The organism is Marinitenerispora sediminis, from assembly GCF_003336425.1.
GTDB classification, from domain to species: Bacteria; Actinomycetota; Actinomycetes; order Streptosporangiales; family Streptosporangiaceae; genus Marinitenerispora; species Marinitenerispora sediminis.
This window is the reverse complement of the sequence record NZ_QEIO01000121.1, coordinates 1-16491: the sequence shown is the minus strand read 5'-3', so window position 1 is coordinate 16491 and position 16491 is coordinate 1. Positions and strand designations below refer to the sequence as shown.

The 16491-nt window shown below is 73.5% G+C and carries 14 protein-coding genes; 8 read left to right on the top strand and 6 right to left on the bottom strand.

The genetic code is table 11. The features are described from left to right. Positions 1-113 precede the first annotated feature (113 nt). The 3 genes from DEF28_RS29085 to DEF28_RS20250 all read left to right on the top strand — a co-directional run bounded on the left by DEF28_RS29085 (position 114) and on the right by DEF28_RS20250 (position 3215). Positions 114-194 carry a putative leader peptide gene (locus DEF28_RS29085; RefSeq protein ID WP_369122485.1) on the top strand — a complete coding sequence of 27 codons (81 nt, stop codon included), beginning with the start codon at positions 114-116 and terminating at the stop codon, positions 192-194. Positions 195-325: 131 nt separating this feature from the next. Next, on the top strand, positions 326-1771 hold the full coding sequence (locus DEF28_RS20255) for a dicarboxylate/amino acid:cation symporter (RefSeq protein ID WP_114399348.1): 1446 nt from the start codon (positions 326-328) through the stop codon (positions 1769-1771). A gap of 145 nt (positions 1772-1916) precedes the next feature. Next, complete coding sequence (locus tag DEF28_RS20250) at positions 1917-3215, top strand: chemotaxis protein CheA (protein WP_114399347.1); 1299 nt, start codon at positions 1917-1919, stop codon at positions 3213-3215. Positions 3216-3322: 107 nt separating this feature from the next. Here the strand turns inward: DEF28_RS20250 and DEF28_RS20245 are convergent, their stop codons facing one another. Then, complete coding sequence (locus tag DEF28_RS20245) at positions 3323-4705, bottom strand: NAD(P)H-quinone dehydrogenase (protein ID WP_114399346.1); 1383 nt, start codon at positions 4703-4705, stop codon at positions 3323-3325. A gap of 178 nt (positions 4706-4883) precedes the next feature. Between DEF28_RS20245 and DEF28_RS20240 the strand changes: the two genes are divergently transcribed. Next, positions 4884-5339 (top strand): gamma-glutamylcyclotransferase family protein, encoded by a 456-nt coding sequence (locus DEF28_RS20240; protein WP_114399350.1) that lies wholly within the window; start codon positions 4884-4886, stop codon positions 5337-5339. A gap of 89 nt (positions 5340-5428) precedes the next feature. Further along, complete coding sequence (locus tag DEF28_RS20235; RefSeq protein ID WP_374058221.1) at positions 5429-6259, top strand: purine-nucleoside phosphorylase; 831 nt, start codon at positions 5429-5431, stop codon at positions 6257-6259. A 464-nt stretch (positions 6260-6723) separates the two neighbouring features. Here the strand turns inward: DEF28_RS20235 and DEF28_RS20230 are convergent, their stop codons facing one another. The 5 genes from DEF28_RS20230 to DEF28_RS20210 form a co-directional block, all read right to left on the bottom strand. Further along, a complete protein-coding gene (locus DEF28_RS20230; RefSeq protein WP_114399345.1) occupies positions 6724-7308 on the bottom strand; it encodes a PH domain-containing protein in 585 nt (194 codons plus the stop codon). Then, complete coding sequence (locus tag DEF28_RS20225; protein ID WP_114399344.1) at positions 7305-8399, bottom strand: adenosine deaminase; 1095 nt, start codon at positions 8397-8399, stop codon at positions 7305-7307. The genes DEF28_RS20230 and DEF28_RS20225 overlap by 4 nt, the downstream gene beginning before the upstream one ends. Positions 8400-8489: 90 nt before the next feature. After that, complete coding sequence (locus DEF28_RS20220; protein ID WP_114399343.1) at positions 8490-9731, bottom strand: M20 family metallopeptidase; 1242 nt, start codon at positions 9729-9731, stop codon at positions 8490-8492. Beyond that, positions 9718-10986 carry a glutamate--cysteine ligase gene (locus tag DEF28_RS20215; RefSeq protein WP_114399342.1) on the bottom strand — a complete coding sequence of 423 codons (1269 nt, stop codon included), beginning with the start codon at positions 10984-10986 and terminating at the stop codon, positions 9718-9720. Before DEF28_RS20215 ends, DEF28_RS20220 begins: the two co-directional genes overlap by 14 nt. Before the next feature lie 434 nt (positions 10987-11420). Continuing rightward, on the bottom strand, positions 11421-12527 hold the full coding sequence (locus DEF28_RS20210; protein WP_114399341.1) for a YihY/virulence factor BrkB family protein: 1107 nt from the start codon (positions 12525-12527) through the stop codon (positions 11421-11423). A gap of 549 nt (positions 12528-13076) precedes the next feature. Between DEF28_RS20210 and galT the strand changes: the two genes are divergently transcribed. The 3 genes from galT (at position 13077) to galK (ending at position 16482) form a co-directional block, all read left to right on the top strand. Continuing rightward, positions 13077-14216, top strand: a complete 1140-nt coding sequence (gene galT / locus DEF28_RS20205; protein ID WP_114399340.1) for a galactose-1-phosphate uridylyltransferase — start codon at positions 13077-13079, stop codon at positions 14214-14216. Next, the gene (galE, locus tag DEF28_RS20200; protein ID WP_114399339.1) at positions 14213-15208 is read left to right on the top strand and encodes a UDP-glucose 4-epimerase GalE; all 996 of its coding nucleotides are present in this window, start codon (positions 14213-14215) and stop codon (positions 15206-15208) included. Before galT ends, galE begins: the two co-directional genes overlap by 4 nt. An 86-nt stretch (positions 15209-15294) precedes the next feature. Beyond that, the gene (gene galK / locus DEF28_RS20195) at positions 15295-16482 is read left to right on the top strand and encodes a galactokinase (RefSeq protein ID WP_233515429.1); all 1188 of its coding nucleotides are present in this window, start codon (positions 15295-15297) and stop codon (positions 16480-16482) included. The last annotated feature ends 9 nt before the right edge of the window (positions 16483-16491 follow it).

Here is a 16491-nt window from a genome sequence, read left to right as displayed (position 1 = left end):
GCCCCCGCCGCCCGCCACCGGTCCGGGCGGCGGCACCCCGCCGTGTCGCCTATTTCACGCCTCGCCGGTCGGGATCTAGGAATAACCCGATTGCGCCGGATATTGTCACCTTTGTGAAAAATCTCTGGGGCCTGACCCGGCGCCGGCACGTGGACCTGTGCCGGCTCGCCAGCGACGCGTGTCGGTGCCGCTGACCATCCGCCACGCACCGCGTTCCCGCCGCGCACCGCCCGACCCCGGGCGACCGCGGCGGTGACTTGCCTACCGGCGTCCACCGGAGCCGCTCCTGCGGATTCCGTTCACACCCTGATCCTGGAGTCACCCCGTGCTAGCCGCCCTACGCCGCATCCCCTTCGCCATACAGGTCCTCGTCGCCCTCGTCCTGGGTGTCGCGCTCGGCTACGTCGCCCGCCAGATCGGTCCCGTCGGCGACGGAGACCCGAACTGGCTCGCCGTCACCCTCGACACCATCGGCTCGACGTTCGTCACCCTGCTCAGGACGATCGTCCCGCCGCTCATCCTGCTGGCCGTCATCTCCTCCATCGCCAGCCTGCGCAACGTCACCAACGCCGCCCGGCTGGCCGCCCAGACGCTGCTGTGGTTCGCCATCACGGCCCTGATCGCGGTCGCGATCGGCATCGCGCTCGGCCTCATCGTCCGTCCCGGGCTGAACAGCGGAGTGGACGCCGCCACCGCCGGCGAGCCCGGCAGAACCGGCTCCTGGCTGGCCTTCCTGGAGAGCATCGTCCCGGGCAACTTCCTCGGGCTCAGCGCGAGCACCTCCGCCGACGACGCCGGTGTCCTCAGCACCTCGCTGGACTTCAACGCCCTCCAGCTCATCACCATCGCCATCGCCATCGGCATCGCCGCCGTGAAGGTGGGCCCCTCCGCCGAGCCGTTCCTGGCCTTCACCCGCTCCGCGCTGGACGTCGTCCTGAAGGTGCTGTGGTGGGTCATCCGGCTCGCGCCGCTCGGCACCGTCGGCCTGCTCGGCAACGCCGTCTACAGCTACGGCTGGACCACCATCGGCGCGCTCGGCACCTACTCCCTGACGATCTACGCCGGCCTCGTGCTCGTGCTGTTCGTCGTCTATCCGGTGCTCGCCCGGCTGAACGGCCTGTCCCCGGTCAAGTTCTTCACCGGCGTCTGGCCGGCGGTGCAGCTCGCGTTCGTCTCGCGCTCCTCGCTCGGCACCCTGCCGGTCACCCAGCGCGTCACCGAGACGAACTTCGGCGTGCCGCGCGGGTACGCCTCCTTCGCGGTGCCCTTCGGCGCCACCACGAAGATGGACGGCTGCGCCGCGATCTACCCGGCGGTCTCGGCGATCTTCGTCGCCCAGTTCTACGGCCTGCCGCTCGGCATCGCCGACTACCTGCTCATCGTGTTCGTCTCGGTGATCGGCTCCGCGGCCACCGCCGGCACCACCGGGGCCACCGTCATGCTCACCCTGACGCTGTCCACGCTGGGCCTGCCGCTGGACGGCGTCGGCCTGCTGCTCGCGGTCGACCCGATCCTGGACATGGGCCGGACCGCGGTGAACGTCGCGGGCCAGGCGCTCATCCCGGCCATCGTGGCCAAGCGGGAGAAGATCCTGGACGTCGAGCGCTTCCACGCGCGGCGCGGCCTCGACGGCTTCGTCGCCGCGGGGGACGGGCAGGGCGAGGACACCGCCCGTGAGCCGGCGGAGGGCACCGGGCGGGAGCCCGCGGTGGCCCCCGCCTCCGGCGACGCCCCAGCCGCGGCCGACGCGTCCGCGGCCGACCCGCGCTGACCGCGCACCAGCCCCGGCAGGGGGCGGGCCGCTTCCGGGCGGCCCGCCCCCTGTTCCGCTGGGAGGTCCGGCCGCCGGCGGCCGCCGGGAACCCTCGTCCGGTCCCATTCGTCAGAGACAGGTGAGGGAGGCGAGAGGAACAGACATGTTGCGCCGCTTGGTAATACCCGCACTGCTCGCCGCAGTGTCCACCGTCGTCCTGGCCGCCGCGCCCGCGAGCGCCGCGGCCGATCCCGACGTCAACGAGGTCGTGAGCGCGCTCCGGAGCGAGCACGCCTACGTGGCCCCGGACGCGGAGCTCGTTTCGTCCGCGGACGCCGGAACGCTCAGCCAGATCGCCGAGAACTCCGAGACCCCGGTCTACATCGCGGTCTTCCCCGAGGGCACCTTCACGTCGCGGACCGCCGCGGGCGCCTTCGCCGGCCAGGTGCAGTCGGAGATCGGCGACGGCACCTACGTCATCGTGTCCGGCAGCGACCTCGCCTCGGACTCCACCGTGCTCAGCGACAGCGCGGTGGACAGCGCCGAGGCCGCCGCCCGCGAGCAGGGCACGCCCGTGGACGGCCTGAACGCCTACGTCCAGGAGCTCAACGCCGAGGCGAGCGCGGCCAGGTCCTCCAGTGTCTTCGGCGCGGTGCTGCTCGGCGTCCTCGCCCTCGCCGTGGTCGGCGGCGGCTTCTTCCTGTACAACTCCAAGAAGAAGCGCGAGGCCAAGGCCGCGCAGGAGCTCGCCGACATCAAGCAGATGGCGGCCGAGGACGTCACCCGGCTCGGCGAGGACGTCGCCCAGCTGGAGATCGACCTCACGCGCGTCGACGACGAGACGCGCCGCGACTACACGCACGCCATGGACTCCTACGACCGCGCCAAGACGGCCCTGGACACCATCCAGCGGCCCGAGGAGATCCAGCAGGTCACCACCGCGCTGGAGGACGGCCGCTACTACATGACCGCGACCCGCGCCCGGCTCGACGGCCGCCCGGTCCCCGAGCGCCGCAAGCCGTGCTTCTTCAACCCGCAGCACGGCCCGTCCCAGCAGGACGTGATGTGGGCGCCGCCCGGCGGCGCGCCGCGCTCGGTCCCGGCGTGCGTCACCTGCTCGCAGGCGGTCCTCACCGGCGGGCACCCCGACGTCCGCATGGTCGAGGTCGACGGCCACCGCCGGCCCTACTACGACGCCGGCCCGGCCTACGCCCCCTACGCGGGCGGCTACTTCGGCATGGACATGATGATGGGCATGTTCACCGGCATGATGATCGGCAACATGATGGGCTCGATGATGGGCGCCTCCATGATGGGCGCCGGCATGGCCGACATGGGGGCCGCCGGAGCCGGCGACGTCGGAGCCGGTGAGGTCGGCGGAGGCGACGACTTCGGCGGGTTCGGCGACTTCGGCGGCGGCGGCTTCGAGGGCGGCGACTTCGGCGGGTTCGGCGACTTCTAGCCGGGCGCTCGCCCTCCTCGGTCACCGTCGACCCGCTTCGTTCGTTGAACCGCTGACGGGGCCCGGCCAGTGCGGCCGGGCCCCGTTCGCGTGCGTGCCGCCCCGGGCTACTCCGGCGAGGCCTGCATGAGCGAGCGGGCGGCCTCGGTCACGCTGCCGGACAGCGACGGGTAGACCGAGAACGTGTGCGCGAGGTCGTCGACAGTCAGCCGCTGCTGCACGGCCACGGAGACCGCCAGGATCAGCTCGCTGGCGCGCGGGCCGACGATGACGCCGCCGAGCACGATGCCGGTGTGCTGGCGGCAGATCAGCTTCACGAAGCCGTCCTTGGTGCCGTGCATCTTGGCGCGCGGGTTGGTGTCCAGCGGCAGGTTGACGATCCGGGCGTCCACCCGGCCGGAGACGACGTCGGCCTCGCTGCAACCCACGGCGGCCAGCTCCGGGTTGGTGAACACCGTCGAGGCGACGGTGGACAGCTTCAGCGGCGCCACGGCCTCGCCGAGGGCGTGCCACATGGCGATGCGGCCCTGCATGGCGGCGACGGAGGCGAGCATGTTGACGCCGGTGCAGTCGCCCGCCGCGTACACGCCCGGTGTGGAGGTCCGCGACACGCGGTCGACCTCGACGAACCCGCCGCGGTCCAGCCGGACGCCGATCTCCTCCAGGCCGAGGTCGCTGGTGTTGGGGATCATGCCGACCGTCATGAGGCAGTGCGTGCCCTCGACCGTGCGGCCGTCGGAGAGCCGCACCACCACGCCGTCGCCGACCCGGGTGACCGACTCGGCCCGCGCGTTGGCGAGGACGTTCATCCCGCGGCGGCGGAACACGTTCTCCAGCACCTCGGCCGCGTCCTGGTCCTGGGTGGGCAGCACGCGGTCGCGCGAGGACACCAGCGTGACGTCGGAACCGAGTGCCTGGTAGGCGTTGGCGAACTCGGCCCCCGTGACGCCGGAGCCCACCACGACCAGGCGCTCCGGCAGTGTGTCGAGGTCGTAGAGCTGCCGCCAGGTGAGGATGCGCTCGCCGTCCGGGCGCGCGGTCGGGAGTTCGCGGGGGTGCGCCCCGGTGGCGATGAGGACGACGTCGGCGTGCAGCCGCTCCTCGCCCACCGCGACGATGTGCGGATCGACGAGCCGCGCCGTGCCCGGGATGATGCGCACGCCCTCCTTGACGATGCGGGCGGCGGTGTCGTCGGACTGCGCCCGCGCGAGGCGCTTCACCCGCTCGTTGACCGTCCGCGGGTCGATCCGGACGATGTCCTTGTCCTCCGCCTCGTCGCCCACGTTGATGCCGAGGGTGGCGGCGTCCGTCACGTAGTTCATGCGGACCGATGTGGCGATGAGCGTCTTGGACGGGACGCAGTCGGTCAGCACGCAGGCGCCCCCGATGCCGTCGCGGTCCACCACCGTCACATCGGCTCCGAGCTGCGCCGCCACGAGTGCGGCCTCGTAGCCTCCCGGCCCGCCACCGATGATCACGACCCTGGTCACGTCTGTACTCACTCCTTCTGGCCGGCCCGGCTCCCGGTGCGGGACACGCCACAGCCGTGTGGGCCGCATTTGCGGGGCTAACCGCCTCTTGTGCTCGCCTGTCGCATTCTCCATTCTCCGTCATGGCGGGCTGCGGATATCGCACCGCTCCCCCGATCAAGCACGTAGCATGTGCCGCGTGCCTCTGTACGCCGCATACGGCAGCAACCTCGATCCCGAGATCATGGCCAAGCGCGCACCGCACTCGCCGCTGTGGAGCACCGGTTGGCTCGCGGGCTGGCGGCTCACCTTCGGCGGCGGCGGGAGCGAGTGGGGAGGCGCGCTGACCACGCTGGTCGAGGACTCCGGCTCCAGCGTCTTCGTGGCCCTCTACGACGTCCCCGCGTGCGACGAACCGCTGCTGGACTCCTGGGAGGGCACCGACAACGGCGTCTACTCGCGGATCCGGGTGCGGGTGCGGACCCTGCTGGACGGCGACGCCACCGCCTGGGTCTACGTGCTCAACGACTACGAGGGCGGTCTGCCCTCGGCACTGAGCCTGGGCGCCATCGCCGACGCCGCCGAGAAGGCCGGCGCGCCGGCGGCCTACGTGGCCGAGCTGCGGGGCCGGCCGTGCGCCTCCGTGGACCTGTGATCCGGCCCGGAGGCGGCACCATTACCAGAAACGAACACACTGCGTGGCGATCATTCGCACATTGATTACCAAGAGTTACGCTCGGTTATGTGAGCGAATCCACCCAAGATCGCTATGCCACCGCGATCGCCGAACCGATTGACCTCGCCGTCCGGGCCGCCGAGGAGCTGCGGATCCGCACCGGCGCCGACTCCTACGACGCCCTGATCGTCCTCGGCTCGGGGTGGGCATCCGCCGCCGACGCCTTGGGCGCACCCGACCTGGAGATCGACATCTCCACCCTGCCCGGCTTCGTGCCGCCCTCGGCCCCCGGCCACAGCGCCACGGCACGGGCGGTCTGGGTCGGCGCCAAGCTCGTGCTGCTCTACCTCGGACGCACCCACCTCTACGACGGGTACGGCGCCAGACAGGTGGCGCACGCGGTCCGCACCGGGATCGCGGCCGGCGCCAGCACCGTACTGCTGACCAGCTCCGCGGGATCGCTGCGCTCCGACTTCGCACTGGGGCAGCCCATCCTGCTGCACGACCACCTGAACCTCACCGGCCGCTCGCCGCTGCTGGGACCCGACTACGTGGACCTGAGCGACGTCTACAGCCGGCGGCTCCGCGAGATCGCCCTGGAGACCGACCCGTCGCTGGCCGAGGGCGTCTACGCCCAGCTGCCCGGCCCGCAGTTCCCGACCCCGTCGGAGCTGCGCATGCTGCGCACCGTGGGCGCCGACCTGGTGGGGATGTCGACCGCGCTGGAGGCCATCGCGGCCGTCGAGATGGGCGCGGACGTGCTCGGGCTCGCACTGGCCGGCTATGATCCGGTGACGCCGACGGGCCGGCTGGTCACGGCCGACGGCGTACTCGCGATCGCCCGTGAGCGCGCCCACGACCTGGGCGGGCTGCTGAACAAGATTTTGCTGCGGCTGTAGAGAAGTCCCGGGGAAGGGACTCCGCAGCCCCCTTCCGCGCCAGGGGTGCGCGTCCCTCCCCGGGAGGAGGTGGAGACCGCGTGCCGGTTCCGCGGCCGGCGCTGCGTGGCGAGCAGCATCCCGAGGCCGGGGATGAACGGCGCTGGTCGCGAGACCGGCGGTGCGGTCTCCGCACGGTCCGGCGGCGAGTCCCCGCAGACTCGCCGGCCGCCGGACCGTGCTTCTCCGGAACTTCCCGTCCTGCGCGCCATGGGGGAAGCCGGTCTGTCCCCGCGACGTCCCGGTCCCCTGCCACGCGTGGCGATACGTGGCGGCGCGCCCGCTATTCAGTTGACCCGCGGCGCCCAGGGCCCCGGGACGGACGGTGATCCGCGCGGCCACCGCGACCGCCCCAGAACCTCTTAGGCATGCCTTACCTAACCATCCGGGGCGGGGTGCGGTCAAGCCGCTTCTTCCGAAAGGAACTACGCGAACAGCAGCACCGCCGCGAGCAGGAGCAACGGCACGCCCAGCGCGACCAGCGCGTCGGGCGACCACAGCACCGAGGGCTCGGTGGCGGCCCCGCCGTCCGCCGGCACCCGCGCCCTGCCGCGCTCGGCCTCCTGGCGCAGCTGTCTGGCCACGAGCTCCGTGGGCCGCATGTCGCGCGGGTCCCGGTCGTCGACCGCGGTCACGTCCGCGGAGCTGGCGGCCCGCCGCAGGTTGTCGCGGACGCGGGCCCGCCGGGTCTCGCGCAACGGCCAGGACCGGAACACCTGGTCCCCCGCGTGCACCCGGAGCACGTCGGTGACGTCGGCCCAGGTGAACGCGGCCCAGGGCACGAAGACCTCACGCAGGGGGTTCACCACCCGCACGCCCCGGTCGGTGGCCACCACCCGCGGCCGCAGGGCCAGGACGTAGACCGCGCCCGCGCTGAGGAGGAGGACCGCGCCGGCCACCACGGCGGCGTAGCTGCGCCCGCGCACCGCGAGGTCGATGAGGTTCAGCAGCACGACAGCGATCCAGATCCAGCCCAGCACCCGCGGGACCGGCTGGGTGAAGGTGGTCATTCCGTGGCCCACTTCAGCCGCGCGAACCCGGGCTTGATCTGGCCGTTGATGAGGGCGAGCCGCTCGTCGAACGGCAGGAAGGCCGACTTCATGGCGTTGACGCTGAACCATTCGAGGTCGTCCCAGCCGTAGCCGAACGCCTCGGCGAGCTTCGCGAACTCGGCGGAGAGCGTGGTGCCGCTCTGCAGCCGGTTGTCGGTGTTGACGGTCACCCGGAACCGGAGGTCGCGCAGCAGCCCGATGGGGTGCTCCTCGATCGAGGCCGCCGCCCCCGTCTGGATGTTGGAGCTGGGGCACATCTCCAGCGGGACCCGCTTGTCGCGGACGTAGGCGGCCAGCCGCCCGAGCCGGGCCTTTCCGTCGGAGACCTCGATGTCGTCCACGATGCGCACGCCGTGGCCGAGCCGGTCGGCACCGCACCACTGCAGCGCCTCCCAGATGGACGGCAGGCCGAACGCCTCGCCGGCGTGGATGGTGAAGTGGGCGTTCTCACGGCGCAGGTACTCGAAGGCGTCCAGGTGCCGGGTGGGCGGGTGCCCCGCCTCGGCGCCCGCGATGTCGAACCCGACCACGCCGACGTCGCGGTAGCGCACGGCGAGTTCGGCGATCTCCTGCGACCGGGCGGCGTGCCGCATGGCGGTGAGCAGCGTGCCGACCCGGATGGACCGGCCGTGCGCCGCCGCCCGTTCCTGGCCGACGCGGAAGCCCTCCAGGACGGCCTCGATGACCTCCTCCAGCAGCAGCCCCGCCTCCAGGTGCTGCTCGGGGGCGAACCGCACCTCGGCGTAGACCACGCCGTCGGCGGCGAGGTCCTCGGCGCACTCGGCGGCCACACGGGTCAGGGCCTCGCGGGTCTGCATGACCCCGACGGTGTGGCTGAACGTCTCCAGGTAGCGCTCCAGCGACCCGGAGTCGGCCGCGGCCTCGAACCACGCGCCGAGCTCGGCGGGGTCGCGGGTGGGCAGGCGGGTGTAGCCGGCGGCGTCGGCGAGCTCGACGACGGTGGCCGGCCGCAGCCCGCCGTCGAGGTGGTCGTGGAGCAGTACCTTCGGCGCGCGCCGGATCTGGTCGAGGGTCAGCTGGTGGCTCATGTGTTTCAGGATGCCACCTGGGACGGGCGCGGGCGGCGCCGTCCACAGCCCCGCCCGGCGGACCGGGCAGGGCGCGGGCAGCCGCCTCGATCAGGCGAGCGCGGCGTCCTCGACCGGCTCCTCGGTGCGCGGCCGGCGGCCGTCCCACAGCGCGGTGAGCGCGGTGGCCGCCATGAGCTGCACGCCGACCCCGATGGCGTTCTCGTCGACGTCGAAGGTGCCGCGGTGCAGGTCGAGCATCGGGGAGTCCCAGTTCGGCCCGTGCGTCCCGAGCCGGGCGAGCGCGCCGGGCACCTGCTCCAGGTACCAGGCGAAGTCCTCGCCGCCCAGGCTCTGCGGGGTGGAGGCGATGGCCTGCTCGCCGAGCATCTGGGTGCAGGCGTCGCGCAGCATCTGCACGCTATCCGCCTCGTTGACGGTCGGCGGGACGCCACGCCGGTAGTTCAGTTCCACGCTGGCGCCGTAGGCGCCCACCACGGAGTCCAGCAACTCCTGGATCAGGCCGGGGGCGGCGTGCCAGGCGGCGTCGTCCAGGCAGCGCACGGTGCCCTCGGCGACCGCGTCGTCGGGGATCGCGTTGGCCGCCGATCCGGCCGCCACCCGCCCCCACACCAGGCTGAAGCTGGCGCGGGGGTCCACCCGGCGGGACAGCGCGGCCGGCAGCTCGGTGACGACCTTGCCCAGCGCGTAGACGAGGTCGGCGGTCAGGTGCGGGCGGGCGGTGTGCCCGCCCGGCCCCGAGAGCCGGACGAGCAGCTGGTCGCACGCGGCCGTGATGGGGCCCACCCGCAGCCCCACCTGGCCCGCCTTCAACCGCGGATCGCAGTGCAGGGCGAAGATCCGGTCCACCCCGTCGAGCCCGCCGGCGTTGATGACCTCGCGGGCGCCGCCCGGCAGCTCCTCGGCCGGCTGGAAGAGCAGCCGCACCCGGCCGGGCAGCGCACCGGCCCGGGCCTGCTGGGCCAGGAACACCCCGGTGGCCAGCAGGATGGTGGTGTGCACGTCGTGCCCGCACGCGTGCGCGGCGCCCGGCACGGTGGAGCGGTAGGGGACGTCCTTCTCGTCCGTGAGGGGCAGCGCGTCGAGGTCGGCGCGCAGCGCCACCATCGGGCCGTCGCCGGAACCGATGTCGCAGATCAGGCCGGTGCCCTGCGGGAGGACCACCGGCTCCAGGCCGGCGGCCCGGAGCCGGTCCGCGAGCCGCTGGGTGGTGCGGTGCTCCGCGAACGCGAGCTCGGGGTGCATGTGGAGGTCTCGCCGGAACTCGATGATCTCCCGCTTCCGGCGAGCCAGAAATGCGGTCAGCTGTTCCTGCAGGTCACGCCCCTGCATGCGAGGGCCCCCTCTTTCTCGACGTATGTTCTCGGCCGGCGCCTTCGCCACCGGCGCCGGCGTCCGTTGCCCCGTTGTCATCCGTTGTCGCTTCTCCCCGTGCGGTGCCGGCCGGCGGCGCGCCGGGCGTGCCCGCCCGGAACTCCGCCGCCAGCGCGTCCACCACGTCGTTGAGCGTGCCGCCCTGGTCGATGATCGCCCGCTGGCGCTCGTAGGAGGCGCCGTTGCGCAGGATGTCGGAGATCACGTCCAGGTCCTCGGCGCAGCCGAGGCGCTTGGCCACCGGCTCCAGCTCGCGGACGAGTTCGTACAGATCGTCCCGGAGCGGCACGGTGCCGCCGCGCTCGTCGGTGATGACGCGCGCGTCCAGGCCGTACCGCGTCGCCCGCCACTTGTTGTCGTTGACCACCCACGAGGGCGGGCTGGGCAGCTGGTATCCGCGGTCCAGCTGCTGGTCGAACATGTGGACGAGGCTCTGCGAGAGGGCGGCGGCCATGCCGACCTCGCGCATGGTGGGGATGCCGTCGAACATCCGGATCTCGACCGTGCCGTAGTCCGGATGCGGGCGGACGTCCCACCACACCTCCTTGATGCTGGAGATGGTGCCGGCCCGCAGCAGGGTCTCCATGTACTCCTCGAAGGACGCCCAGTCCTTCAGGTGCGGCGGAGGGCCGGCGGTCGGCAGCGCCCCGAACACGACCGACCGGCTGGACGCCAGGCCGGTGTCGTGCCCGCTCCAGAACGGGCTGGAGGCGGTGAGGGCGAGGAAATGCGGAAGGTAGTGGGCGAGGGCGTTGACGATCGGGACCGCCTTCTCGCGGGAGCGGATCCCGACGTGCACGTGGACGCCGAAGGTCAGGATGCGCCGCCCCAGCCACTGCATCTGGTCGATGAGCTCGCCGTAGCGCTGCACCGGCGAGAGGGTCTGGTCCCGCCAGTCGTCCATGGGATGGGTGCCGGCGCACATCAGCGCGGCGCCGCGCGGATCCATCACCTGCCGCATCCGCCTGATGTTCTCGCCGAGGTCGGCCTTGGCCTCCTCGACGGTCTCGCACACGCCGGTGACGACCTCGATGGTGCACTGCATCAGCTCGTGCCGGAGCGGCGGGCGGTCCGAGGTCTCACTCAGGTCCGGCAGCTCGGCGAGGACCTGCTGCGCCTCCTGCCGCAGGTGCCGGGTGCCGACGTCGACGAGTTGCAGCTCCCACTCCACTCCGAGAGTGGCGTGGTCGGACGCGTTGAATTCGATGGCCACGATCAACCTCCGCGCGGTCTTCCGGTCGGTGGGCGCACCGACTTGTGACGCACACTAGGCCAGACATCGATATCGATGTCAGGGCGTCCCATGACCGGTTGCACTCCTTGACGATTGACGCGTGGCATGATCCATCGGACTTCGACGGGCACCGGTTGACGGCCGGTGACGAGAACCGAGAATTTCAGATGTGCCGGCGGACGCGCCGGGAAACCAGCCACCATGATCCGAAATGACCACGCCGCCCCATCGCAACGGGTCATCCTCCCCGGGCGCCCCTACCCGAACGTGACTAGGCAGCCGTCCTCGGCCGGCACCGCCGCACCGGGCCGCGCACGGTGCCGCCGGTGACGCCTGCGTCCCACGCTACCCAACGACGGCCGCGAGCACCCTCATGTGAGCGACACGCGATCCCTCCGGGGCTCCGACCGCGGTCAGCGCCGGGACGGCCGCCGCCCGCGCTCGGCCGCGCGCCGGGCCGCGCGCTCCCGCGCCCACAGCGCCCACCCCGCCGCCGCCGCACCCGCCGCCGCGGCCCGCGCGGCGCGCGGCAGCACCGCCCTCGGCCGCCGGCCGCGGTGGTCCGCCCGGGGACCGGCCGGCCGCTCCGGCTCGGCTGGCAGGTCCGGCGCGGCCGGTAGCTCCGGCGCGGCGACCGGCCCGGCCGCCATGGGCGGCGCGCCCTGGTACGGGGGCGGTACCGGCAGCCACGTGGCGGCCCAGCACGCCGTGAACAGCAGGAACCGCAGCACGATGTTGATCCACACCAGCAAGCCGGCCAGCACCGCGAAGGAGGCGTAGACCGGATTGGACAGCGTCCCGCTGATCAGCAGCGCACCGGTCGCCTTGAGCGCCTCGAAGCCCACCGCGGCCAGCAGCGCCCCCCGCCAGACCGGACCCCAGGGGCGGCCCGCGCCCGACAACCGGGCGAACAGCACGAAGAAGATGAGGATGTCCATCCCGACGGCGATCAGCAGGCCGAGTCCGCGCAGCGTGATCGACGCGAACAGGGAGCCGTCGAGCCCGAACCAGGACAGCAGCCACCCCGTCGCCGCCTGCGCGATGCCCGTGAGCGCGACCGAGGCGAGCAGCGCGCCGCCGAGCACCGCCGTCACCGCCGCGTCCCCCAGCTTCGTCAGCACCGGATTGCCGGCGGCCGCGGTGTCCCGCAGCCAGATGGCGTGCAGTGCCTCCCGCAGCGCGGCCACCGAGCCCAGCCCCGCGTACAGCAGGCCGAGGAGACCGAGCGCCCCCGCGCCGGCGCGGGCCCGCGCGATCTCGTCCAGCGGGAGCCCCTCGGCCAGCCCCGGCAGCGTCTCCCACACCGCCTGCTCCAGGTAGGTGCGGGCCTCGATGTTGAACTCGGCCACGTAGCCGAGCACCGAGAACCCGAGTGCGAGCAGCGGGAAGAACGAGAGGAACGCGTAGTAGGTCACCGAGGCGGCCAGGCTGTCGCCGCGCCGGTCGGTGTAGCGCTCGACCGCCCTGACGAGGTGGTCGAGCACGGGCCGGTTCCGGCGCAGCGACCAGTACGCCTCCATCGCCGCGCCGTGGTACCGCCGTACGCGTTCTGTGATCCTCCGCCCTCGTGCCGCCACGCAAGCTCCATGGTCGCTTCGCCACCGGTGGCGACCGACGTTAGCGTGCCGGTCGGCCGCACCGAAACGGGCGCGCGGCGAGTTTCCGGGAACCTCCTGGCGCGCCCGGGCGCGCCAGGAGCGCCGTCGCCGCGCTCCTGGCGACGGCTCCGCGCGCCGGCGGCGCCCTGCGGGCGCGGTCCGGTGAACGGCCCGTGGTGGACGCCGCCGCCCGAAGGAGTCCGCCGGGCAGGAGCACCGGGAGAGGGCGCCGTCCGGCCGCCAGGCCGCTCCCTCGCCGGTGTGCTACCGCGCGGCGGTTGTGGGGTGCCGTCTTCGCCCGGCCCGGAGAAGGGGGATGTGGGCGCGCCGGTCCCGTGCCGGGCGGACAGCCCCGCCGGGCCGGACCGGCCGTGCCACTCACCCCCTCTCCTTGACCGAGGTCGATCGAATATGATCGCTTTTGTCCAGCCAATTTCTCCCAGGTAGCGGGAAACCGTGCGAAACTCCCAGGTGTGGCGCTCCTCCGGCCGACTCGCCGACGGCCGCCAGATCATCTACTTCGACGAGACCCCCGACACCGGCCGCGCCAAAGCGCCCGACCGCCGACCGCTCCCCCCGGCCGCACCGTCCTCGCAGCTGCGCCGCGATCCGCTGCTGGACGACTGGGTGGTCCTCGCCGCACACCGCCAGGACCGCACCTTCCTGCCGCCGCCCGACGAGTGCCCGCTCGACCCCACCCGCGGCGACCGGCTCACCGAGATCCCGGCCGACGACTACGACGTGGTCGTCTTCGAGAACCGCTTCCCCTCCCTCGCGACGCCGGCGGTCCCGGCCCCCGAGCCACCGACCGATCCCGCCGTCGAGGCGCGGCCCGGCACCGGCCGCTGCGAGCTGGTGTGCTTCACCTCCGACCACACCGCCTCCTTCGCCGACCTCACGCCGCGGCGGGCCCGGACCGTCATCGAGGCGTGGGCCGACCGCACGGCCGAGCTGTCCGCCATGCCCGAGGTCGCCCACGTGTACCCGTTCGAGAACCGCGGCGAGGAGATCGGGGTCACCCTGCACCACCCGCACGGGCAGATCTACGGCTTCCCGTTCCCGCCGCCCCGCATCCGCCGGATGGCTGCCGCCGCGCGCCGGCACCGCGAGCACACCGGCGGCAACCTGTTCGACGACGCCGTGGCCGCCGAGCGCGCGGCCGGCGTGCGGGTGGTGGTCGAGACCGGCCACTGGACCGCCATCGTCCCCGCGGCCGCCCGCTGGCCCTACGAGGTGCGGCTGTTCCCGCGGCGCCGGGTGCCCGGCCTGCACCTGCTGGACGGCGACCAGCGCGACGACCTGGCCGGCGTCTACCTGGCGCTGCTGCGCGCCTTCGACCGGCTGTTCCCCGCGCCGGCGCCCTACATCGCCGCCTGGCACCAGGCCCCGGTCGACGCGGCGGGCACTCCCGACCCCGAGTTCGGGCTGCACCTACAGTTGTTCACGTTGCGCCGCGCGGCCGGCAAGTTGAAGTACCTCGCCGGCTCGGAGTCGGGCATGGAGGCGTGGATCAACGACATCTCCCCCGAGGACGCCGCCCACCGGCTGCGTGCGGCCCTGGGCCCCGTCCCCGGCGGCGGGGCGGACCACACGGAACGAGGAGCGCAGTGAGAGTTCTGGTCACGGGCGGCGCCGGCTACGTCGGCAGCGTGGTCGCCGCCCAGCTGGTGGCGGCCGGGCACGAGGTGGTGGTCCTCGACAACCTGTCGACCGGGCACCGCGACGCGGTCCCGCCCGAGTGCGTGTTCGTCAGGGGCGACATCCGGGACCGCGCCGCCGAGGTGCTCTCCGACGGCGTCGAGGCGGTGCTGCACTTCGCCGCCAAGTCGATCGTGCCGGAGTCCGTCGCCCGCCCCGAGATGTACTGGAGCGGCAACGTCGGCGCCTCCCTCGCGCTGCTGGAGGCCATGCGCGCCACCGGCGTGCGCCGCATCGTCTTCTCCTCCACCGCCGCCGTCTACGGGGAGCCGGAGCGGGTGCCGATCCCCGAAGACGCCCCAGTCCGGCCCACGAACCCCTACGGCGCCACCAAGGCCGCCATCGACGCCGCCCTCACCGAGCACGCGCGCATGCACGGCATCGGGGCCGTCAGCCTGCGCTACTTCAACGTCGCCGGCGCGCAGGACGGCCGCGGCGAGCGGCACACCACCGAGACCCACCTCATCCCCATCGTCCTCCAGGTCGCGCTGGGCCGCCGCGAGGCGGTGTCGGTGTTCGGCACCGACTACGGGACGCCCGACGGCACCTGCGTGCGCGACTACATCCACGTGGCCGACCTCGCCGAGGCGCACCTGCTCGCGCTGGACCACTGCACTCCCGGCCGGCACCGGGTCTACAACCTCGGCAACGGCACCGGCTTCTCCGTGCGGGAGGTCGTCGAGGTCTGCCGCGAGGTCACCGGCCACCCCATCCCCGTGGTGGAGGACGGCCGCCGCCCGGGAGACCCCGCCGCCCTGGTCGCCTCCGGCCGGCGCGCACGCGACGAACTGGGCTGGCTGCCCCGCCGCCCCGGGCTCGCCGCGATCGTGGCCGACGCCTGGAAGTTCCACTCCGCGGCCGCCGGGGCCGGGCCGGCCGCCGCGCACGCCGGCGGGGGCGCGTGATGGCCGGCGGCATCCGGAACTGGTTCTCCTCGCGCCGCCGGGCGGCCTCCCCGGCTCCCGCGCCCTCCCCGAGAGAGCGGTGGCCCGTGAGCGACCTGGTCGACCCCGAGAAGCTGGCCGCCGACTTCACCGCCGACTACGGCTCGGCGCCGGCGGGCGTCTGGCGCGCCCCGGGGCGGGTCAACCTCATGGGTGAGCACACCGACTACAACGACGGCCTGGTCCTGCCCATGGCCGTCCCGTGGGGCGTCTCGCTGGCGCTGACCCCCACCGACGACGGCGTGATCGAGATCCGCAGCGCGCAGCGGCCCGGGGAGCCCGCGCGGTTCACCACCCGGGAGCTGGACGGCGACCGGCGGCGCGACACCGGCTGGAGCGGCTACGTCGCCGGCGTGTTCTGGGCACTGCGCGAGGCCGGCCACCTCGCCGGTGACAGCGTCGGCGCGCGGATCCGGCTCGACTCCGACCTCCCGGTCGGTGCCGCGCTCTCCTCCTCCGCGGCGCTGGAGTGCGCCACCCTGCTGGCCGCGGCCGACGCCTTCGGGCTCGCCGGCCTCGCCGGCGACCTCCCGGCCATGGCCCGCCTCGCCCGCCGCGCGGAGAACACCTTCGTGGGCGCCCCCACCGGCATCCTCGACCAGAGCGCGTCGCTGCGCTGCCGGGCCGGCCATGCCCTGTTCCTGGACTGCCGCACCGAGGGCGCGCGCAACGTCCCGCTACCGCTGGAGGAGGCGGGACTGCGGATCCTGGTCATCGACACCGGCGTGCAGCACCGGCACGCCGACACCGGCAGCGGCTACGCCGCCCGGCGCGCCGAGTGCGAGCGCGCCGCGCGGCAGCTCGGCGTGGCGGCGCTGCGCGACGTCGAGGACCTGGCGGCGGCCCTGGACACGCTGACCGACCCGGTCCTGCGGCGGCGGGTGCGGCACGTGGTGACCGAGATCCACCGGGTGAACGCGGCGGTCGGCCTGATGCGGGCCGGCGCGCTGCCGGAGGTGGGCGCGCTCTTCACCGCCTCGCACCTGTCCATGCGCGACCACTTCGAGATCTCCTGCCCGGAGCTCGACACCGCGGTGGAGTCCGCGGTGGCCGCGGGCGCGCGCGGCGCCCGGATGACCGGCGGCGGCTTCGGTGGCAGCGCCATCGCGCTCGTCGCGGAGGAGCGCCTGGACGCGGTCCGGGACGGCGTCGCGGCGGCCTTCGCCAAGCGCGGTTACGCCGCTCCGACGCTGCGGGCGGCCACGCCCTCCCCCGGAGCGCACCGGGTGCGGTGAGCACGGGCG